23 protein-coding genes are annotated in these 20,992 nt (G+C 58.7%); 7 read left to right on the plus strand and 16 right to left on the minus strand.

All coding sequences use genetic code 11. The features are described from left to right. Positions 1-3: 3 nt before the first annotated feature. The 11 genes from NAV33_RS09325 to dinG form a co-directional block, all read right to left on the minus strand. Positions 4-333, minus strand: coding sequence for a Na+/H+ antiporter subunit G (locus NAV33_RS09325; protein WP_255979186.1), 330 nt, complete (start codon positions 331-333; stop codon positions 4-6). 10 nt (positions 334-343) lie between these two features. Then, positions 344-613, minus strand: a complete 270-nt coding sequence (locus NAV33_RS09330) for a K+/H+ antiporter subunit F (protein ID WP_255979188.1) — start codon at positions 611-613, stop codon at positions 344-346. Next, entirely contained in the window at positions 607-1,098 is a 492-nt protein-coding gene (locus NAV33_RS09335; protein WP_255979190.1) for a Na+/H+ antiporter subunit E, read from the minus strand. The genes NAV33_RS09330 and NAV33_RS09335 overlap by 7 nt, the downstream gene beginning before the upstream one ends. Beyond that, complete coding sequence (locus NAV33_RS09340; protein WP_255979192.1) at positions 1,095-2,597, minus strand: monovalent cation/H+ antiporter subunit D; 1,503 nt, start codon at positions 2,595-2,597, stop codon at positions 1,095-1,097. Before NAV33_RS09340 ends, NAV33_RS09335 begins: the two co-directional genes overlap by 4 nt. After that, positions 2,594-2,923 carry a Na+/H+ antiporter subunit C gene (locus NAV33_RS09345; RefSeq protein ID WP_255979194.1) on the minus strand — a complete coding sequence of 110 codons (330 nt, stop codon included), beginning with the start codon at positions 2,921-2,923 and terminating at the stop codon, positions 2,594-2,596. The genes NAV33_RS09340 and NAV33_RS09345 overlap by 4 nt, the downstream gene beginning before the upstream one ends. Next, positions 2,923-5,715, minus strand: coding sequence for a monovalent cation/H+ antiporter subunit A (locus tag NAV33_RS09350; RefSeq protein ID WP_255979196.1), 2,793 nt, complete (start codon positions 5,713-5,715; stop codon positions 2,923-2,925). The genes NAV33_RS09345 and NAV33_RS09350 overlap by 1 nt, the downstream gene beginning before the upstream one ends. Before the next feature lie 300 nt (positions 5,716-6,015). After that, on the minus strand, positions 6,016-6,477 hold the full coding sequence (locus NAV33_RS09355; RefSeq protein ID WP_255979198.1) for a hypothetical protein: 462 nt from the start codon (positions 6,475-6,477) through the stop codon (positions 6,016-6,018). A gap of 259 nt (positions 6,478-6,736) precedes the next feature. Continuing rightward, positions 6,737-7,384 carry a pyridoxamine 5'-phosphate oxidase gene (gene pdxH / locus NAV33_RS09360; RefSeq protein WP_255979200.1) on the minus strand — a complete coding sequence of 216 codons (648 nt, stop codon included), beginning with the start codon at positions 7,382-7,384 and terminating at the stop codon, positions 6,737-6,739. A 122-nt stretch (positions 7,385-7,506) separates the two neighbouring features. Next, entirely contained in the window at positions 7,507-8,136 is a 630-nt protein-coding gene (locus NAV33_RS09365; RefSeq protein ID WP_255979202.1) for an OmpA family protein, read from the minus strand. A gap of 135 nt (positions 8,137-8,271) precedes the next feature. Next, entirely contained in the window at positions 8,272-9,420 is a 1,149-nt protein-coding gene (locus NAV33_RS09370; protein ID WP_255979204.1) for a serine hydrolase domain-containing protein, read from the minus strand. Between the two features lie 148 nt (positions 9,421-9,568). Next, positions 9,569-11,713, minus strand: a complete 2,145-nt coding sequence (dinG, locus tag NAV33_RS09375; RefSeq protein WP_255979206.1) for an ATP-dependent DNA helicase DinG — start codon at positions 11,711-11,713, stop codon at positions 9,569-9,571. A gap of 86 nt (positions 11,714-11,799) precedes the next feature. On the opposite strand from dinG, the gene NAV33_RS09380 reads away from it, so the two are divergent. After that, on the plus strand, positions 11,800-12,264 hold the full coding sequence (locus NAV33_RS09380) for a CopD family protein (protein ID WP_255979208.1): 465 nt from the start codon (positions 11,800-11,802) through the stop codon (positions 12,262-12,264). Between the two features lie 58 nt (positions 12,265-12,322). On the opposite strand, the gene NAV33_RS21425 is transcribed toward NAV33_RS09380, so the two are convergent. After that, positions 12,323-12,928: an OmpA family protein gene (locus NAV33_RS21425; RefSeq protein ID WP_272887297.1), complete on the minus strand. Its 606-nt coding sequence runs from the start codon at positions 12,926-12,928 to the stop codon at positions 12,323-12,325. A 208-nt stretch (positions 12,929-13,136) separates the two neighbouring features. On the opposite strand from NAV33_RS21425, the gene NAV33_RS09390 reads away from it, so the two are divergent. Together NAV33_RS09390 and NAV33_RS09395 are read left to right on the plus strand one after the other, a co-directional pair. Beyond that, positions 13,137-13,634: a DUF6231 family protein gene (locus tag NAV33_RS09390; protein WP_255979341.1), complete on the plus strand. Its 498-nt coding sequence runs from the start codon at positions 13,137-13,139 to the stop codon at positions 13,632-13,634. Between the two features lie 5 nt (positions 13,635-13,639). Beyond that, the gene (locus NAV33_RS09395; RefSeq protein ID WP_255979210.1) at positions 13,640-14,128 is read left to right on the plus strand and encodes a YchJ family protein; all 489 of its coding nucleotides are present in this window, start codon (positions 13,640-13,642) and stop codon (positions 14,126-14,128) included. 55 nt (positions 14,129-14,183) lie between these two features. Here the strand turns inward: NAV33_RS09395 and fpr are convergent, their stop codons facing one another. Beyond that, on the minus strand, positions 14,184-14,960 hold the full coding sequence (gene fpr / locus NAV33_RS09400; RefSeq protein WP_255979212.1) for a ferredoxin-NADP reductase: 777 nt from the start codon (positions 14,958-14,960) through the stop codon (positions 14,184-14,186). A 113-nt stretch (positions 14,961-15,073) separates the two neighbouring features. Here fpr and NAV33_RS09405 point away from each other — a divergent pair, with 113 nt between their 5' ends. Continuing rightward, positions 15,074-16,000, plus strand: a complete 927-nt coding sequence (locus NAV33_RS09405) for a LysR family transcriptional regulator (RefSeq protein ID WP_255979214.1) — start codon at positions 15,074-15,076, stop codon at positions 15,998-16,000. An 88-nt stretch (positions 16,001-16,088) separates the two neighbouring features. On the opposite strand, the gene erdR is transcribed toward NAV33_RS09405, so the two are convergent. Next, on the minus strand, positions 16,089-16,739 hold the full coding sequence (erdR, locus tag NAV33_RS09410) for a response regulator transcription factor ErdR (protein WP_255979216.1): 651 nt from the start codon (positions 16,737-16,739) through the stop codon (positions 16,089-16,091). Between the two features lie 239 nt (positions 16,740-16,978). On the opposite strand from erdR, the gene NAV33_RS09415 reads away from it, so the two are divergent. Continuing rightward, positions 16,979-17,902, plus strand: coding sequence for a DMT family transporter (locus NAV33_RS09415; protein ID WP_255979218.1), 924 nt, complete (start codon positions 16,979-16,981; stop codon positions 17,900-17,902). A gap of 15 nt (positions 17,903-17,917) precedes the next feature. Here NAV33_RS09415 and NAV33_RS09420 read toward each other — a convergent pair whose 3' ends face one another. Then, positions 17,918-18,634 carry a tRNA-uridine aminocarboxypropyltransferase gene (locus tag NAV33_RS09420; protein WP_255979220.1) on the minus strand — a complete coding sequence of 239 codons (717 nt, stop codon included), beginning with the start codon at positions 18,632-18,634 and terminating at the stop codon, positions 17,918-17,920. A gap of 121 nt (positions 18,635-18,755) precedes the next feature. On the opposite strand from NAV33_RS09420, the gene NAV33_RS09425 reads away from it, so the two are divergent. After that, positions 18,756-19,148: a PA3611 family quorum-sensing-regulated virulence factor gene (locus NAV33_RS09425; protein WP_255979222.1), complete on the plus strand. Its 393-nt coding sequence runs from the start codon at positions 18,756-18,758 to the stop codon at positions 19,146-19,148. A gap of 231 nt (positions 19,149-19,379) precedes the next feature. Next, positions 19,380-20,471, plus strand: coding sequence for a TIGR00730 family Rossman fold protein (locus tag NAV33_RS09430; RefSeq protein WP_255979224.1), 1,092 nt, complete (start codon positions 19,380-19,382; stop codon positions 20,469-20,471). Between the two features lie 52 nt (positions 20,472-20,523). On the opposite strand, the gene recX is transcribed toward NAV33_RS09430, so the two are convergent. Then, complete coding sequence (recX, locus tag NAV33_RS09435; protein WP_255979226.1) at positions 20,524-20,988, minus strand: recombination regulator RecX; 465 nt, start codon at positions 20,986-20,988, stop codon at positions 20,524-20,526. Between the last annotated feature and the right edge of the window lie 4 nt (positions 20,989-20,992).

Below are 20,992 nucleotides of genomic sequence, written 5' to 3' on the forward strand. Positions count from 1 at the left end.
CGATCAATCCCAAGGCTTGCCGCGAGTTTGCTCGACGCAAGACAGCTTCTGTTGCATGGCCGCCTTCGCCAGTATGTGGGCACTGACCGGAGCGGTGATGAACAAAAACAGGGGGATCAGCAGCTCGTGCAGACTCAGACCGTCATTCCTGCTACCGAAGAAGATCATCGATGCGATGACGATGCCGCCCACACCGAGAGTGGTGGCCTTGGTCGGTCCATGCAGACGAGTATAAAAGTCGGGCAGACGATACAAGCCGATCGCACCGATCAGCGCGAAGATACTTCCGATGACCAGACACACGCTGACCAGCAATTCGACCCAGAACGGCATGTGTTCTCCCTCAATCGATGATGTCGCCGTGCAGCAAATGCTTGCCCACGGCAACGGTACTGACGAACCCCATCACTGCTATCAGCAGCGCGGCCTCGAAGAATAAATCGGAGGCCAGCCAGATACCGAACAACACGATTAGCGCAAGACCATTGATGTACAACGTGTCCAGCGCCAGCACCCGGTCGGGCATATCCGGCCCCTTGACCAAGCGAACGATGTTGAGCAATGCCGCCAGGGCCAGCAAGCCCATACAGAGGGGAATCACGTACGCTAGCATTCGAAAATCTCCAGCAGCGGCGTCTCATAGCTGCTCTTTACCTCAGCGATCAGCGCCTCGATATCGGGTGCATCCAGCGCATGCAGAATCAGCATCGTGTGATCTTCACTCAGGCCGGCGGACACTGTGCCAGGGGTCAGCGAGATGATGCTCGTCAACACCGCCAAGACGAACTCATCCTCGATCAACATCGGCACCTCGACGAACGCGGGCTGCAAATTCCGTGTGGGGCCAATTACCAACTTGGCCACATGAACGTTGGCGATCACGATGTCATGGAACACCTTCAACATGAACAGACACAGCTTGAGCGGTTTGCGTACCCGCGGCACTTTAATCAGAAAGCCACCGACGAGTAGCGGAATCGCCCAGCCGAGAAACAGCCCCAGCAAGAGATGACCAAGATTCAGAGTGTTATTGAGCAACAGCCATAGCGCGGCCAGCGACAGCGTCAACGCAGGGTTCGGCAAAACACGAGATTTCATGCAGCTCCTCCCTGGATGATCTGCAGATAGGAGCCGAGATCGAACAGTTGTGCAGCCGTGGCTTGGATATACGTCTGAATCGGCTGCGCGGCGACAACCAGACCCACGCTGGCCAGCAATAGGCCGGCGGTCGCAGCTACACATATCGAATCTGCGGGCTTTCCAACGGTAGCCGCCTCGCTCGGGCGCCAGAACACCATGCTTCCGGCGCGACTCAGAGCGATCAACATGCCCAGCCCCGAAACCAGCACCACTGACCACAGTATCGAGGCACCAATACCAGGCGGTACCGCCTGCAACAGCATCACTTTACCGAGAAAGCCGGAAAAAGGAGGCAACCCTGCGACGGAAATCGCTCCGGCAAAAAACAGTGCGCCCAACATCAACGGCTGCCTTAATGCCGGCGCTGAGATCAGCTCCGATGCCGTATCGCCGCGTTGACGAGCAATGATGTCCGCTAACAGGAACAGCCCACCCGTCACTAGGGTACTGTGCAGCAGGTAATACAACGCTGCCGCCAACCCCTGCTCAGTCCCCAGCGCAACTCCGGCCAGCAAAGTGCCCACCGAAACCACCACTAGATACGACAGCAGGATTTGTAGATTGCGCGAAGCGAGCGCACCGACCACACCAGCGGCAAGGGTAAGCATTGACAGCGGCCACAGCCAGTCGAGCACCATATTGCTCAGGACACCCGCCTCGCTGCCATAAATCAGCGTAAACACCCGGACAATCGCATAAAGACCAATTTTAGTCATGATCGCGAACAGCGCTGCAACCGGTGCCGTCGCCGAGGCATAGGTACGCGGAAGCCAGAAATACAGCGGCAGAATCGCACCTTTGAGGGCGAACACCACCAGTAGCAGATAACCCGCGGCGGCTAGCAGCGGTGCATCCCTTGGATCAGCCGCACCGACCTGGATGGCCAGGTCAGCCATGTTCAGCGTCCCGGTGAGCCCGTACAACATACTGACCCCGATCAGAAAAAGCCCCGAGCCCAGCAAATTCAGCACGACATAATGAATGCCGGCCTGCACACGCTTCGCACCGTTGCCGTGCAGCAACAGCGCATAGGATGAAATGAGCAGAATTTCGAAGAACACGAACAGGTTAAACAGATCACCTGTCAGAAACGCGCCATTGATGCCGGCCAATTGAAATTGAAACAACGCATGGAAATTGGGCCCCCGCTTGTCGTCTCCGCGCGACGCATAAATTACCGAAAAGCTTGCAAGCACTGCGGTGACCAACAGCATTAGCGCGCTTAGCCGGTCGAGCAAGAGCATGATCCCGAACGGTGGCAGCCAGTCTCCCAGCTGGTATACGGACAGCGCACCCGTGTTTGCCAGCAACAGCAGCCATATGGCCAACGGCACCAGCAACCAGGTCGCTACCAGTGACAGCAGACGTTTGAATGGTAGTCCTTGCCTATGGCTCAGCAGCAGTACGCAACCGGCGAACAGCGGAAGCAGGATCGGGAAGATCAACGCATGATTCATTCGCGCGGCTCCCGGCCGTCCACATGATCGGTGTGCAGTTCACCCAGACCGCGCAATGACAACACCACGACGAACGCGGTCATCGCGAAGCCGATGACGATAGCGGTTAGCACCAGCGCCTGCGGCAAGGGGTCTCCGTACTCGGTGCTCCGTCCGATAATTGCCGGCACGCCTGTGGCGAGGCGGCCCATGGAAAAAATAAACAGGTTCACCGCGTAGGAAATCAGCGTCAGCCCCATCACCACTGGAAATATTCGCGCGCGAAGCAGCAAATAAACCCCGCTGGCCATCATTATTCCGAGCGTTATCGCCAGCACAGCCTCCATCAGAGCACCTCCTTGGACGATTCATCTTGGCTGACGTGGCCCATATTGGACAGGATCAACAGCGTCGCCCCAACCACTGCCAGATACACGCCAAGATCGAAAAGCATTGCCGTAGCCAGTTCGAAATCACCAATCAACGGGAGATGAAAATGGCCGAAGGCTGACGTCAGGAATGGACGGCCGAACAGCCAGCTGCCCAGACCGGTCAGCCCAGCAATCAGAACGCCAAGCCCGGCTATGCCGTGATAGCTGAAAGGCTGCCGTTGCTGCGCCCAGGCAACACCGTGCGAAATGTATTGCAAGATCAGCGCGACGGCAGTGATCAGACCGGCAATGAAGCCACCACCCGGCAGGTTGTGTCCCCGCAGGAAAATGAACACGGAAATGAGCAAGGCCATCGGCAGTAGCGCACGCGACAGCACATCCAGGATCATCGGATGATTATCGGTGGCCCACAGCCGGCCACGGTAGTCTCGAATCGGATGAGGCAGATGCAGCCCGTAGAGCAATCCATAGATGCCCACCGCGGCGATCGCCAGTACCGATATCTCGCCAAGGGTATCGAAACCACGGAAATCGACCAAAATAACGTTGACCACATTTGTTCCGCCGCCGCCTGGAACACTGTTCTCCAGAAAGAACGATGCAATGCTGTCGTAAGGTCGTGTCAGTACGGCATAAGTAAGCAAGGCGATCATGGTGCCGAAGCTACTGGCCAGAACCAGGTCGCGGAAGCTGCGCAGACTACTCGACTCCACCGGGGTTCGGTCGGGCATGAAGTACAGCGCCAGGATCAGCAGAATGATAGTCACCACTTCAACCGAGAGCTGCGTCAGTGCCAGATCGGGTGCTGAATAACGGGCAAACGCCAACGCCACCATCAGACCAGCCACACTCAACACCATCAACGCCACCAGACGCCGACGGTGAAAAAATACCGTCAGCAGCGATGCCAAGCAAAGAATCAACATCCCGAACACAGTGACGACATCCGGCGGAGTGAGTGCGACCGGACCACCCAGCGCTTCCAGTGGCATCAGCGCATAAACTACGAGCAGCAGCGAACTGAGCAGAACGAGTGCCAAATACCGCTGCAATGAGCCATTCTCCATGCGCGCGGTAATCCAGCACGCGCCTCTTGCAATATCACTGATCACGCGGGCGAAAACCTGTAGCGAATCGACCCTGGGAAGCCCTTCGTACCAGCGAAACGCCCACTTGCGCAGCGAATAAATAAGCAGACCACCGCCCAAAGCGACAAAGCTCATCAGCAGCGGCAGGTTAAAGCCGTGCCAGATCGACAAGCTGTATTCAGGGATCGGACCATTGAGGCTTCCGGCAACTGCTGCCGACAGCAATGGCGCCACGGTATATGCCGGCAACATCCCCACCAGCAGGCAGAGCAGCACCAGGATTTCCACCGGGATTTTCATGTACCTCGCTGGTTCGTGCGGTGGGTACTTAGGTAGATCGATCGGCTCGCCATTGAAGAACACGTCATGCACGAAACGCAGCGAATAGGCTACCGAAAAGGCGCCTGCCAGGGTCGCCAGTGCCGGAATGGTCCAGTAAAAGCTGCCCAATAGGTGCTGATCGAGGGTTTCGGCGAAGAACATTTCCTTGCTGAGAAAACCATTGAGCAACGGCACCCCGGCCATGGCCAACGAGGCGATCATCGCCAGCACCGCTGTGTGCGGCATGTATTTCAACATGCCGTTGATGCGCCGCATGTCGCGCGTCCCGGTCTCGTGATCGATGATACCGGCGGCCATGAACAATGACGCCTTGAACGTCGCATGGTTAATGATGTGGAAGATTGCAGCCACCGCACCCATTTGCGAATCGAGGCCGAACAGCAGGGTAATCAGGCCCAGATGGCTGATTGTCGAATAGGCCAGCAAGCCTTTCAGGTCATGCTGAAACAGCGCCATCACCGCGCCAATCAGCAGGGTTGCGAGGCCGGTCAGACTGACCAGATAAAACCACCATTCAGAATCCGAAAGCGCCGGATACAGGCGGGCCAAGAGAAAAACCCCGGCTTTGACCATGGTTGCCGAGTGCAGGAAGGCCGATACCGGGGTCGGCGCCGCCATTGCCTGCGGCAACCAGAAGTGGAACGGAAACTGTGCAGACTTGGTGAATACGCCAAGCAGGACGAGAATAAGCGTAAGCGGATATAACGCGTTCGTCCGTATCAGATCGCCTGAAGCAAGAACGGCGCTCAACTCGTAGCTGCCAACAATATGCCCGATCAACAGAACGCCGGCCAACAATGCAAGCCCGCCACCGCCCGTCACCACGAGGGCCATTCGGGCGCCCTGACGGGCATCGGAGCGATGGCTCCAAAAGCCGATCAGCAAAAACGAGGAGAGACTAGTCAACTCCCAGAACATCAACATCAATAAAAGGTTTTCTGCCAGCACGACGCCGAGCATTGCGCCCATGAACAACAGGAAAAAGCCGAAGAAGCGCCCCATCGGCTCACTCTTCGACAGGTAATAGCGCGCATAGAGAATGACCAGCAGACCGATACCAAGAATCAGCAGAGCAAATAGAAAACCCAGCCCGTCGAGTCTCAAGCTCAGGTTCAAGCCCAGCTCTGGCAACCACGGCAACGTCAGCACTTCCGTTTCTCCGCCAAACACGGCGGCACGCTTGGACATCAGCAGTACCAGCGCTAGCAACGGGGCCAGCCCGGCACCGAATGCACAGGCGGATCGTCCAAAACGTTCGAGCAGTAGCGGTAGGCAGATCCCCAGAAACGGCATAGCGATTATCAGCGCAAGCGCCATGAGCAGAAACCCCTTGAGCCGCGCAAGTGCACGGCAGTTATATCCTTGGTAAACCAGATCTCAGCCCAAAGAGGCATCGCGGTGTGCGCCGATTATCCACACCGACCGCAGCAACGTCATGAATTCATGTATTTCTAAAAACAAAAGGCGCCGCCCGAGCGTGCCGGTTGGCACTCAGGCTGCGCCTAAGGAGTTATGCAGCCACCGACCTCATAGTCGCGACAGTAAGACGCGGCAACGATCACGACGCAGCGGCGGAAGATAAACGGGGCCTTTCTGGTCGTTATCGTCCGTTCGCTATCAAGGCGCTATGCGACTGGTGCCGTTGACGGTCATGATCCGTACGCGTTGCCCGACACGAAAGACCTGATTGGGCTCTACTTCCTGTACATAGGCGCGCATGTTGCCGTCATCCTCACGAACGGTGATCTCGACACCCTGCGCACGCGTGATGCCTTCTTCCGCCGCCGCGCCGAGCAAACCGCCCGCCACCGCGCCGATCACCGCCGCAACCGCGCTACCACGGCCACCACCGACGCCGCTGCCAGCGATACCGCCAACTACCGCGCCAGCACCGCCGCCGATCGGCGTCTTGGTACCTTCGAGCTTGACCGGACGCAGGGATTCAATGGTTCCGTAACGAACCGTCTGGACCGTTCGCGCCTCGTCCCGAGAATAGGAATCCCCGGTGAGGTTGGATGTACAGCCGCTTATGGCCAACGCAATGGCGGTAAACGAAGCGACGAAAATGGAATTGCGCATAGGTACTCTCCTGGGGAAACGGGTGTTAATCCCGATCGCATCGGGCAGGCGCTGCGGAGAAAAGGCGACCGGTAACTGCCTCGACCTGGCTCAGCATTCATGAGGTTAGGACCCCACTTTACCCGAGGCTATCCCGCCCCGCATGCAGGAAGCACGCTCAAACTGCTTCACGAGACGAACCAAAGGGCTGCATCGATGAAGCCGGATATCCGGCTTACCGCTGTGTTTCAGACCGATCAGACGGTAATCGTCCAGCGAATCAGGGCGCTAGGCGCTCGCGCTGCCAGATGCTGGCGACTCGTCGATAATTGAGCCGGTCATGTAGCCGGCTCGGACGTCCCTGCCAGAACTCCATCCGTTCCGGCAGTAACCGGTAGCCACCCCAGTGGGGCGGACAATTAGGAGCCTGATCAAGAAAGCGCTGCTCGGTTTCAGCGAGCAGTCGTTCGAGTTCGGCGCGATTGCCGATCACCCTGCTCTGCGGCGAAGCCCATGCGCCGAGACGACTGCCCAATGGCCGCATCTGATAATACGCATCCGACTCGGCAGCGCTGACCTTCTCGACCCGTCCCTCAATCCGCACCTGGCGTTCCAGGCTCGGCCAGAAGAAGGTCATCGCGGCAAACGGGCGCGCCTCAAGGTGTTCGGCCTTGGCGCTTTGGTAGTTGCTGAAGAAAGTGAAACCGCGGTCATCAAGCGCCTTGAGCAGCAGTACACGGCAATGTGGGCGGCCCTCGGCGTCAACCGTGGCGAGGGTCATGGCGTTCGGCTCGACCGGGAGCTGCTCGGTCTGCACGGCGTCATCGAACCATTGACGAAACAGGCCGAACGGTTCGTCCGGCGCATTCGCCTCACTGAGCCCTTCACGGGTGTAGTCGCGGCGCATATCGGCCAAGGTCTGGGTCATCGCACGAGTTCCTGGAAACAGTCAAAGCCACAGCTTAGCCGGTTTAGCCCCGAGTCCCGATTGATCCAACGGAAAACAACTCCAAAACGAAGGCGCCGCACCGACGACAGGTGTGGCGAGTGCTACTTGGTTTTGGTCACTTCCGCTGCGGCCACCTGCGTCGACTTGGCAGGTGCCTCGCTGTACTGCGCAATCAACGCCAGCAACGTGGGCTGAGGAGTGAAGACCATCTCGACACGGCGATTCAGGGCACGGCCTTCTTCATGTTCGTTAGACGCGCGGGGCATGTCCGAACCCAGCCCGCGAATGCGCAGCCGATCGTGCTTCAGGCCACTGAGACGGAAGATCGCAGCAACGGCACCAGCTCGCTGGCGGCTGATGTCGCGGTTGATTTCAACTGACCCGGTGCTGTCCGCGTGACCAAGCACGACCACGGCTGTTTTCTCGTCACCTTCCACCAGTTTCGCCACGCGACTGATTGGGCCAAGCGTGACGGGAAGCAGCATGCCCGGACGGTCAGGATTAAATGATGCATCGACCGGCGCAGTAACCACTAGGACACCCTCGCGGCGCTCGACCTCGAAACGACTGTCTTTCAAGGCGTCTTTAAGCCGGGGCTCGTAGTCGTCCAGCCAGGCATAATCGATCACAGGGCCCGGCGCAGCGGCTGCTTCGACAGGCTTTTCGCTGTTGGAGCTGCAGCCGGAAATGACCATGCAGAGAATCAGGGAGGCGCTTTTCAGCAGGTTCATGAGCAAGTTCCGTGAAGATGAGTTTGCGAAGACAAGCTGCGCGTGACAGCCGGCAGCTTAAGCAAGGATTTGCCTCAAATTGTGGACGCAGGTCATTGTTATGAAAAGTCTCACCATTGCAAACAGACGAGCGGTTCAGCCCAAGCAGGCTTTTACCGTACGCGCCAGCGCCTGTGCACGAGGGTCCATCAGAACATAAGGGCCAAGCGTGTTCGTGACGTAACCAAACGCCAAATCCCGTTGCGGATCAGCAAAACCAATGCAGCCTCCGGCTCCTGGATGGCCGAAGGCGCCGGGTCCCACGCCAAATGTTGCATTTTCCACGTCCGGCTGATCGAGCCAGCAGCCCAAGGCGAAACGGGTGCGGGCCAGCAACGTACGATCTTCACCAAGGCAATGCTCGCGGGTCATCTCGGTCAGCAGCGCTGGATCGAGCAGATCACCCCGCAGCAGCCCGTCATAGAAGCCGGCCAGCGCGCGTGCATTACCGTGCCCATTGGCAGCGGGCTGCGCCATCCTGCGCCACTCGGGCTTGTTAGCGCTGTTCATGATCGAAGGCGGGTTGGTAAAAGCTCGTGCGCTGAGCGATTGCGGTTCCCCGGTCAGTGCCTTGAACAGACGTTGCGCAGCTGCATCGCCGAAATTGTTCTTTTGCCGGGTCAGATAACCGACACGATCAAATTCTGAGTCGGCCAAACCAATGTGAAAGTCCAACTCCAGAGGGCGGGCAGTGCGCGCGACGATCGCTTCGCCCGGCTCGCGGCCATCGGCACGGCGAATCAGCTCGCCGACCAGCCAGCCGTAGGTAATCGCGGCATAACCATGGCCATCACCTGGCGTCCACCAGGGGCTCTCCGCTGCCAACGCAGTAGTCATCGCATCCCAGTCGTACAACGCCTCGGCAGGAAGTGGCTGCCGCACGGCGGGCAAGCCGGCCTGATGGCTGAGCAGCTGCCGTAACGTAATGTCTTGCTTGCCGTTGACGGCAAATTCCGGCCAGAGCCGCGCCACCGGTTCATCCAGTTGCAGCCTGCCTTCACCTACCAGCTGCAGCGCAGCTACGGCGGTGAAGGTCTTGGTGCAGGAGAACAGATTGACCAACGTATCGGTTTGCCAGGCTTGCTCGCCGGCGTTATCTGCCACGCCCGCCCAGAGGTCGACAACGGTTTCGCCGCCGATCTTCACACAGACCGCCGCGCCACGCTGTTGCGTTTGTTCGAACAGATCACTGAAGGTGTCTCTGACCGCCTCGAAACGAAGATCGAAATATCCCTGGATCTGCACGCTAGCGCCTCTTATCAAGTATGACCGATGCATTGTTTCAGCCGCGCCGGAGCAAGGGAACCGCCTCGACGCCAATTACGGGACAATCAGCAGCTTGAATAACCATGCATGGCTCAGCAAGGTCGGCAGAACGTCCGGCCCACCGGAACTAGCCGATTTCACGTCTAAATGGCGGCAGGGCATTGAGGATTGCCTTGCCGTAGCGCTGAGTTACGACCCGACGGTCGAGCAACGTAATACTGCCGCGATCCTCTTCGGTGCGCAGCAGCCGCCCGCACGCTTGCACCAGGCGCAGTGAAGCGTCAGGCACCGCAATTTCCATGAAGGGATTGCCGCCGCGCGCCTCAATCCACTCCGCCAATGCCGCTTCGACCGGATCATCGGGCACCGCAAAGGGGATCTTCGCGATCACGACGTGCTCGCAATAGGCGCCCGGCAGATCGACGCCTTCGGCGAAGCTGGCGAGGCCGAACAGCACACTCTCCTCACCCTCGTCCACACGTGCCTTGTGCTTGTTCAGCGTTTCCTGCTTCGACAGATTGCCCTGGATCAGCACCCGCCGACGCCAGTCCCGCTCAAGCCCATCGAAAACATCCTGCATCTGCTTGCGCGACGAGAACAACACCAACGTGCCACGCGAGCCTTCCACCAGTTGCGGCAAATCGCGAACGATCGCTGCCGTGTGCGCAGTGGCATCACGCGGATCGGCATTGAGATTCGGCACCCGCAGCACGCCTGCGTCTGCATGATGGAATGGGCTTGGCACCACGGCCGTCACTGCACAACGCGGCAATCCCGCCCGCATGCGATACCGATCGAAGCTATTCAGGGCGGTGAGGGTCGCGGAGGTCACCAGCGCGCCGTAACAGACATTCCATAGATTGCGTCGTAATGTCTCTGCCGCAAGGATCGGGCTGGCATTGACCTCGATGTCGAACAGGGCGCCTCCTTCTGCCAGCGTCAGCCAACGTGCCATTGGAGGGCTATCCTCAGGGTCATCGACGGTGAAGGCGGTCCACAGCTCCCAATTGCCCTGGGCACGGGTGAGCAGGCTGCCGAATAGCGGGTACCACTCTTCGGCCTGATGGCTGGCGATGCCGACGCCCGCTTCGCCATCCATCGCTTCCTTGAGCAGCTCGGCGAGCCGGGTGAACAGGTCGGTAAGCCTGGCAAAGCCCTTTTTCAACTCGATGCCCAATTCGATCAGGTGTTCGGGCACGATCCCGCCGACGAACCGATGTCGCGGCCGCTCGCGGCCTTCCATGTCCTCACCAGCCTTGAAATCAGCCAGTTGCTCGCAGGCACTGAACATGAACTGTTGCTGGCTGCGCAAATCACGGGCGATCTCCGGGACCGCCTCGATCAAGCGGCCAAGATCACCAGGCAACGGATGCTGGGCCAGCAGCTTGGTCAGGTTCTTTTCGACCTGACCAAGCCAATCGGCAGTCGAGCGCAGACGGGTGAAATGTGCGAAATGGCCGATGGCCTTGTCTGGCAGATGGTGGCCTTCGTCGAATACATAGAGCGTATCTCGCGGATCCGGCAATACCGCGCCGCCGCCGAGCGCCAGATCAGCGAGCACCATGTCATGGTTGGTGACGATGACGTCCACCTTGGTCATGCCCTCACGTGCTTTATAGAAAGCGCACTGCTGAAAGTTGGGGCAGTGACGACCGGTGCACTGGCTGTGGTCAGTAGTCAGGCGCGCCCAGTCGGGATCGGCAAGCTCTTCCGACCAGCTGTCGCGATCGCCATCCCAGCGGTTGCCTGCGAGCTTTTCGATCATGCTGCCGAAGAGCTTCTGGCTGCGCTCATCCACATCAATACGAAAACCATCTTCCTCGAACAGCTGCGCGGTGGCGCTTTGCGCCTGACCTTCCTGTAACAGCACGTCGAGCTTGGACAGACACAGGTAGCGGCCGCGGCCTTTGGCCAGGGCAAATGAGAAGTTCAGACCACTATTGCGCATCAGGTCCGGCAAGTCCTTATGCACAATCTGCTCTTGCAACGCGACGGTTGCAGTAGCAATTACCAAACGTTTACCAGCGGCTTTCGCTGTAGGAATCACAGCCAGGCTATAGGCCACGGTTTTGCCGGTACCGGTGCCAGCCTCAACCGCAACGATTGCCGGCTCGCCATCCCGGCGGCCTTCATCGTCGGCCGTGATCGCGCCCAGCACCTTCGCCACTTCTGCAATCATCAGGCGTTGGCCGTAGCGAGGCTTGAGGCCTTTGGCCTCGAGAAAGCGTGAGTAGGCGCCCTGGATCTGGGTCTTAAGTTCGGTGCTGAGCATGGGCGCGGAAGCTGTATATATTTTCAGTATTTCGAACGGGTGGCTATGATAGCGCGCGTTTTCCCAACTGCCACCGGAGATTTGTCATGACCGCTTTCGCTCTGCCCTATTCACTACACGTTCTGGCCGCCGTGGTTTGGGTGGGTGGCATGTTCTTCGCCTGGATGGTGCTGCGCCCCGCTGCCGTCTCGGAGCTACAGGCGCCCGAGCGGCTCAAGCTCTGGGCCGAGGTGTTTCGCCGCTTCTTCATTTGGGTCTGGGTCACGATAGCGGTCTTGCCGATCAGCGGTATTGGCATGTGGCATATGCGCTTCGACGGTCTGGCGGCGGCGCCTCGCTATGTTCACATCATGGCGGGACTGTTTCTGGTAATGCTGGCGCTGTTTCTGCGCATTCAGCTACTACAACTGCCGGAACTCAAGCGAGCGATCGCTGCGCAGAACTGGCCGGAAGGCGGCGCGGCGCTGGGACGGATCCGCAAGCTAGTGGGTATCAATTTGTTGCTGGGATTGCTGGTGGTGGCGTTGGCCAGTGCGCGCCCCCTGTTCTAACCCGAACGAGTAAGAAAAAGCCGGGCAAAGTGCCCGGCTTCATCAGATCAGCACCGCCTCAAGGACGCGCTTCGACTTCAGCCTCTACGCGACGGTTGATCGCGCGGCCTTCATCCGTTGAGTTGTCGGCAACCGGACGGGATTCGCCATAGCCAACGGCGTCGACTCGGCTGCCCTCCAGACCATACTGATTGACCAGCACATCGCGCACCGCGTTGGCACGACGCTCGGACAAGCGCTGGTTGTAGGCGTCAGTACCAACCGAGTCGGTATGCCCTTCGACAACAGTCGAGGTCTGACCATACTGCTTCATGAAGTCTGCCAGATCCTGGATGTCGTCCATGCTGTCCTGCTTGACCTGCGCACGGTCGAAATCGAACTTGACGTCGAGCTCGACACGAACGGGCTCAGCCATTGGCTCGGGCTCCTCAGGCTCGGCAACCGGTGTCGGCTCGACGGTTTCGACCATAGCGACCGTCTCCTGCTCGGTACCGTTGGCCCAGCAATAAGCAGCCGCTATACCGCCACCGATCAATGCGCCGTAACCTGTATAGGTGCTGCTCTCTATCGCACCCAGCGCGGCACCGGTGGCGCCGCCGACAGCTGCACAGCTGGGCCAATCCTGCTTCTGCACCCCTGCACAGCCGGCCAGAAAGGTGGTCATCACAATCACGGGTACTGCTGTCCGTAAGCTACTCATCGGTAAAATCTCCTAGTATGGGATCGGCCAGAGCGCCATGCAGACGGGCATAAGCGACTCCAGTTGTAACGAGACTAGGCCGGCATGCGCTGCCGCGCTAGTCTTTACGCTTTGCCAGACGGTACGAATTGCATCTCTGCAACTTTCGATGCCTGACTCCGAGGATCCCGGTTTGATCGCAACCAGCTCATCACAAAGTCCGCAACAGGCACTGGCCGCACTCCTTGAGCAATACGCCCCAGCGCGCCTGTTGCATGTAGGCCTTAGCGATCTTCCCGCAATCGAGGCGTTCAGCCGCAGCCACCAACACAGCCAGATCGACCGCGCACCAACTCCTCCACTATCCAAAGAGCTGGCCAGCCGCCGGTATGATCTGGCGCTCGTTGCCGACTGCCTGGAACACTTACCGAAGCGAGACGGCCTACAGTTGCTCGGCGGCATCCGTAACCTCAATGCCAGCCGCATTGCGGTTCTGGTTGATTTGAATGCCTGCGATTGGCAGGCCACGGATTTCTTTGCCCTCGCTCTGCAGGTCAGTGCGCGCTTCGAACGTGACGAACAGACCTTGACCCTCTTCACCTACGACCTGCTGGATTACAAGCAGGTTCCGGACTGGCTGAATGCGAAGTTCTGGGCCAACCCACAAATGTTTGGCAGATACTGGTGGTGACCCAAATGCTGACCTGCGAACCGCTACATGACGCCAATTGCCCCTGCGGCAGTGGTGATCCACTCCGAGAGTGCTGTGGCCGCCTCCATGCCGGGCTGCCAGCACCGAGCGCCGAGCGGCTTATGCGGTCGCGTTATAGCGCCTATGTGCTGGGGCTGATTGACTACCTGAGGGCAACCACATTACCTATTCAGCAGCCTTTATTGGACCTTCAGTCCATGAGGGATTGGAGCGCCACCAGTACCTGGCTGGGATTGGAAGTCGAGGAGAGCCAGCTGATCGGAGGGCAGCCGGAGCATGCGCTGGTGAGCTTCACCGCTCGCTGGCATGACTTGGAGGGAGAGCACGTCCAGCACGAGCGCTCGGCCTTTGTGCAGCACGGCGACCGGTGGTACTTCATCGACCCGACCATCCCACTAAAAGCCAATCGTAACGATCCCTGCCCGTGCGGCAGCGGCCAAAAATATAAGAAGTGCTGTGCTGCCTATATATGACAAGGCCGGCGAGCGCATCACGCCAGCCGGCCTCTATTTGTATCTACCGGCGGAATTACTTTTCGACGAACGCCCTTTCGATCAGATAGTGTCCTGGATCGCCCATGCGCGGCGACGCCTTAAGACCGAAGCTATCTAGCACCTCACTGGTTTCGGCCAGCATGCTCGGGCTACCGCAGATCATCGCGCGATCATCCTCTGGATTGATGGCTGGCAGGCCAATGTCACTGAACAGCTTGCCGCTACGCATCAGGTCGGTCAGGCGTCCTTGATTATCGAACGGCTCGCGAGTCACGGTCGGGTAATAGATCAGCTTTTCCTTCAATGCTTCGCCAAAGAACTCGTTCTGCGGCAGATGCTCGGTGATGAATTCGCGATAGGCAACTTCGTTCACGTAGCGCACCCCATGAACGAGAATGACCTTCTCGAAGCGCTCGTAGGTTTCCGGATCCTGGATCACGCTCATGAACGGCGCCAGGCCGGTGCCCGTACTCAATAGATAGAGGTGCTTGGCTGGCAGCAGGTCATCCAGCACGAGGGTGCCAGTCGGCTTGCGGCTAATCATCAGGGAATCGCCTTCCTTAAGATGCTGCAGACGCGAAGTCAGCGGGCCGTCCGGAACCTTGATGCTGAAGAATTCCAGATGCTCTTCATAGTTGGGGCTGGCGATGCTGTATGCACGCATCAGGGGCCGCCCTTCGACCTCAAGGCCGATCATCACAAACTGGCCATTTTCAAAGCGCAGCCCCGGGTTTCGGGTGGTTTTGAAACTGAACAACGTGTCGTTCCAGTGATGCACACTGAGGACTCGCTCGACGTTCAGGTTGCTCATGTACGGATTCCCCTATTAGCGCGCAGTGACACTTCAATATTTACGATAGTCTACCGGCACCTTTAATATCCGTGAACTGAATATTAACGATATATGTTATCGGTTATATAGATATGCATTTTACGTTGCGCCAGCTCGAAGTCTTTGTCTCGATTGCTCGCCAGGAAAGCGTTTCCCGCGCAGCGATAAGTCTCGCCCTATCGCAATCCGCGACGAGCACTTCGCTGGCTGAGCTGGAACGCCAGTCCGGCTGCCAACTTTTCGACCGCGCCGGCAAGCGCTTGTGGCTCAATGCGCTGGGGCGTCAGCTATTGCCGCAAGCGGTGAGCCTGCTTGATCAGGCCAAGGCCATTGAGGATCTGCTAGCTGGTAAGTCCGGCTTTGGCTCACTCAATGTCGGCGCGACGCTGACAGTGGGCAACTACCTTGCGACCTTGCTGATCGGTAGCTTCATGCAGCGCCATCCGGAGTGCCGGGTGAAGCTGCATGTCCAGAACACGGCGCATATCGTCATGCAAGTCGCGCAGCATGAGATGGATCTCGGGCTGATCGAGGGCGATTGCCAGCACCCAGATATCGAGGTGCTTCCTTGGGTCGAGGACGAATTGGTAGTGTTCTGCGCACCGCAGCATCCGCTGGCTGGGCGCGCGGACGTAGGCCTGGACGAGCTGTCGCGCGAAGCCTGGATTCTTCGGGAACAGGGCTCAGGGACTCGCCTGACGTTCGATCACGCCATGCGTCATCACCCAGCAAAGCTGAATATCCGACTCGAGCTGGAACATACCGAAGCGATCAAGCGAGCAGTCGAGTCAGGACTGGGGATTGGCTGCATTTCGAGGTTGGCGCTGCGTGACGCATTTCGCCGTGGCAGCCTGGTTGCGGTAACAACCCCAGAGCTGGATTTGACGCGGCAGTTCTATTTCATCTGGCATTCGCTGAAATACCAGACGGCGGCGATGCGTGAGTTCGTCGAGCAGTGCCGGGCGCTTACGGCCGGAATCCGGCGTAGTGATGAAATCGTGCTGCCGACAATTGCCTGAAAGGGATGAACTAGTCGGCCATGAAAGAAGCGCGCTTCGCGCGACGGTTTTTCATCAGCCGACTGCTCGACACACGGAAACGTCGAAATCAGTTGCTCGGAATCGAACCCATTTGCTGTAACAGCAATGCTGCTTGGGTCCGAGTGCGGACGCCAAGCTTGCGGAAAATTGCCGTGACGTGGGCCTTGATAGTCGCCTCGGAAACGCTGAGTTCGTAGGCGATCTGCTTATTCAGCAAGCCGTCGCAAACCATCGTTAACACCCGAAATTGCTGGGGCGTGAGGCTGGCGAGGCCTTCGCTGGCCGCTTTGGCTTCGGGACTGACATGGGCCACGTCCTGAATATTGGTGGGCCACCAGACGTCGCCATCAAGCACGACCCGGACAGCTTCCTGGATGGTTTGCAACGAGCTGGACTTGGGAATGAAGCCGCTGGCACCGAACTCGCGAGACCGCGCAACAACCGTAGCGTCTTCCAGAGCGGAAATCATCACTACCGGCAGCTGAGGATATTGTCCCCTTAGTAGTACCAGCCCGGAAAATCCGTAGGCGCCCGGCATGTTCAGATCCAACAGCACCAGATCCCAATCCGAGGTTCGGGTCAGCAGGACTTCAAGCTCGGCGATGCTGGCTGCTTCAGACAGTCGCACGCCATCTCCCAGTCCCAGTGTCAACGCTTGCTGAAGCGCGCTGCGAAACAGCGGGTGATCATCGGCGATAAGGATTTCGTAAGCAGCCATGGCAGACCTATAGTTTTTATTGGCGCTTTAACCGGCCTTAGCCGGATGCTGACATCATGTCGGCAACACCCCCGAATATAGCTCGGAGATGAAACGAGGTGATGATATCGCGCCACCACTCGAAATTCGATCACCGGCCCGTATTTAATCAGGCGGCGCGAACGTGCCGATCAATGAACATGTGGTCAAGCGCATCGGTTTGATGCAAAGTTTCCGGCTTTTCCCACCCGAGCCCAAGCATGCGTAACCAAGCCCTTCGAGCCGACTTTCTAATGCTCATTACAGCAATGATCTGGGGGACGGCTTTTGTCGCCCAGCGGGTCGGTATGGATAACATCGGTCCGTTCCTGTTCACAGGTCTGCGCTTCGCTTTGGGTGCGATCGTGCTTTTACCTCTAGTGCTGCATCAAGGCCGCGGTGCCGCTCGGCATGAACCTTTCTTTCAGCGGGGCCTGTTGCTGGGAGGTTTTTGCATGGGGCTTGCACTCACTCTGGGCATCAACCTGCAACAGGTCGGCTTGCTCTTCACCAGCGTGACCAATTCAGGATTCATCACTGGCCTGTACGTCATCGTCGTGCCGTTGCTGGGCCTGATTATCGGCCAGCGAACCGGAATGGGGACCTGGCTGGGTGCCGTTCTGGCAGTGGTCGGAATGGCCTTTCTCAGTATCGGAGAGAATTTTCAAGTCGCTTCCGGCGACTGGATACAGCTGGCCGGCGCCTTCGTCTGGGGGATTCATGTACTGCTGGTGAGCTTCTTCGTCAGCCGCCATGACGCTATTCGCCTGGCGTTTCTGCAATTCGCCACCTGTGCAGTTGTTAGCCTTGCGCTTGCAGCGCTGTTCGAAGACGCCAGTCTGAACGCCATTTGGCTCGCGGCGCCGGCGCTGGTATATGGCGGCATGTTCGCAGTAGGAGTGGGTTATACCTTGCAAGTTGTCGCGCAAAAGCATGCAATCGCCTCACATGCCGCCATCATCCTCTCACTCGAAGCGGTGTTCGCGGCGATCGCAGGCGCGCTGTTCCTCGATGAAAGTCTGAGTCTTCGCGGCTACTTTGGTTGCGCACTCATGTTCGTCGGCATGCTCACGGCGCAACTCTGGCCGCGCAAGGCACTACCGCCAACAATCGGCGACGAGATTCCGCAACCGGCAAGGCACTGACCGCGCTTAAGGCAATCAGCGCTGGCCAAACGCTGCCAGCGTTCGATGGGTGGCGTCATTTGGATCGGGCTCACGGTGGTGCTTGGCCCCGAGATAGTGGTCCGTGAAACCATCGAGCCAGGCATCCAGCGCTGCAGATGCCAGGCCGTCGCCTGCCAACGCCAGACACAGCGCCGCGACTTCTGCAGTGCATAGATGCTCGCTGCGAGTCGAGCGTCGCAGGCGGTAGCGCGAAAGTACATCAGCCTGCAGGCTCAACACCGGCAGACTATTCAGATACGGGCTCTTGCGGAACATTTTGCGCGCTTCGATCCAGGTAGCATCGAGCAGGATAAACAGCGGGCGCTTGTGCGCGAGCACTTCGACACCGGTCACCACCCGCTCGGGTTCGGCATACTCGCCGGGAAACACCACGAACGGCTGATACTGAGGATCGGCCAGAAGCGCTAGCAGCGCGGGATCGACCCCGGTCCGCTGCCAAGTGAAGGCGTGGGTGTCAGCAACGATGTCAGCGATCAACCAGCCGGTGTTGCTCGGTTTCAGCGGCTCGATGTCGTGCATGATCAGGCACACCCCGCTGCTCGCCTCCGCCTGCGGAAGCCAGCTGCACAGGCAATGGCTGCTGGCGACGCGGCAGCGGACGCAACGAGGCGTACGCGAACCCCTCGCGACAAAGGGCTTGGCGCTACGGGCCAGGCGCGCATCGCGCAAACGGGCTACGGCATGTGGCATGGAAACTGGGATTGATCTGGGCGGGCCGGTAGTTTAGCAGGCAGACCGGCACCGATGTCAGGCACCAATGAACCGCGCTGGCAGCCGCCGGTCGAACGACGGCAGTCATCAGGAGATCACCATGCACCGTCTGACCACTCTAATCACGCTCTGCCTCGCCCTGCCCTTTGCTCACACTGCTTCGGCACAGGATCAGGCGCTCGATCAGCTACTCGAGAAGGTCGCTCGAGAAAGCAGTGTCGGCACGCCGCGCGCCATCAATTCCGACCTCCTCGACGAAGGCTACAGCGTCGACGGGAATGAGTTGGTCAATCATCTGAGCGTCCAGCCTCGCCATGCCGCGCAGATGCGCGACAATCCGAAGCAGGTCCGTACGCAACTGGCTGCGAGCGTTTGCAGCAATGATGGCCTGCGCCAGTTGATGAACCAGGGCGCGGTATTACGCTTCGAATTCAGCGAATACCAGAGCAAGAAACCGATTACTACAGAACGCTACCGCGCCAGCGATTGCTGAGGTCGTTTGGCAAGCCGACTTGGTGCAGACCAGCGTAGCGTCATGCATCGCACCAACGCGATGGGCTAGTGTTAGATCAGGGCAACCGGGCCGCGCCGACACTGCCGGAACCTCTCGATTCTTCAAGTTCCTTGGAGTAGGTGTACTAGCTGCAACAAACCGTGCAAAGCAAGGATCTGCGCAGGGCGACGCCGCAAGCGCTGCCGGCTCCAACACAGGGGGAGACGTTGTATGCCTTTCGAACCGGACGATTACCTATCGCGACACTTCAAGACCAGCGGCGCGGACCTGTCAAAAAAGATTGATGAGCTACTCGCCCAAGTCGCCTCCACAACCAGCCAGAACCTGCCGCTCTACCGGGAAATGCTGGTAACCGTCATGCGCATGGCACAAGCGGATCGGAGCCGCTGGGACGCCAAGATTTTGCTGCAGACCATGCGCGAGATGGAACACGCCTTCAGCCGACTTGATCAATTCAAGCGCCGTCGCAAGGTCACCGTCTTCGGCTCGGCGCGTACACCCATAGAGCACCCTCTGTATGCGTTGGCGCGCGAGCTCGGCGAAACGCTGGCGCGCTATGACCTCATGGTCATTACCGGAGCCGGGGGCGGCATTATGGCCGCCGCGCATGAGGGCGCCGGTACGGACAACAGCATCGGACTGAACATCACCCTGCCTTTCGAGCAGCATGCCAACCCGACGGTAGACGGCACCGACCATCTACTGTCGTTCCACTTCTTCTTCGTGCGTAAGCTGTTTTTCATAAAGGAAGCCGATGCGCTGGTGCTGTGCCCGGGCGGCTTCGGCACGCTGGACGAAACATTGGAAGTCCTGACGCTGGTGCAGACCGGTAAGAGTCCGCTGGTACCGATCGTGCTGCTGGACGAGCCCGGTGGTTCCTTCTGGAAGGACGCGTTGAGCTTCATGCGCCGTCAACTGGAAGGCAATCGCTACATTCTGCCCACCGACATGCGCCTGATGCGCTTGGTAGATAACGCCGAAGACGCAGCTGCAGAGATCGATAATTTCTACAATAACTTCCATTCGAGCCGCTGGTTAAAGGGCTTATTCGTCATGCGCATCAACCATGTGCTGAACGATGCTGCCCTGCGCTTCATGAATAACGAATTCGCCGATCTATGTCTGAAAGGTCGCTTCGAGCAACAGGCATGCTGCGAGCTAGAACTGGACGAGCCGGAGCTGCAGCGGCTACCGCGGCTGAGCTTCGTGTTCAACGGCCGCGATCATGGTCGACTACGCGAACTGACCGACTTTATCAATGCGAAAGAGAACTGGGCTGAGCCGCTGGGAGCCGAAGACTAAGGATGGTTAGAGCACCCCAATGGGCCGGAGCAGCAATGCTACTGCGCCTAAGCTAATCGAGCGAGCTACCCCGTAGGAGACGTCCAATCATATCCAGCGGATAACCACGAGAGCTGAGAAATCGTCCCTGCCTGGCCCGCTCCCGCTGGTCACCCGGCACTTCTCCAGAAAATTTGCGCATCCAGACTGCACGCAGCTGTTCGCCCCAATCGAAGCCGCTGTCACGCAGCGCCTGCTCGATATTTTCACGAACCAAGCCACGCTGCGCCAGCTCCTCTCGTATGCGCAAGGGGCCGTAACCCGCATTGCCGCGCATACGAACGAAGCTTTCCAAATAGCGCGCTTCACTAAGAAGACCTTCGTCGGACAGCCGATCCAGCACCGGCTCGATGAGCTCTGCTGGCGCACCACGTGAACGCAATTTGCGACTCAATTCGATGCGCCCATGCTCACGACGGGCCAGAAGATCCATTGCAGCCCGCCGCACCGCAGCGGGGGTGTCGAGCATGACCGGCATACGG

It is taken from the genome of Stutzerimonas stutzeri, from assembly GCF_024448715.1.
Classification (GTDB): Bacteria; Pseudomonadota; Gammaproteobacteria; order Pseudomonadales; family Pseudomonadaceae; genus Stutzerimonas; species Stutzerimonas stutzeri_AR.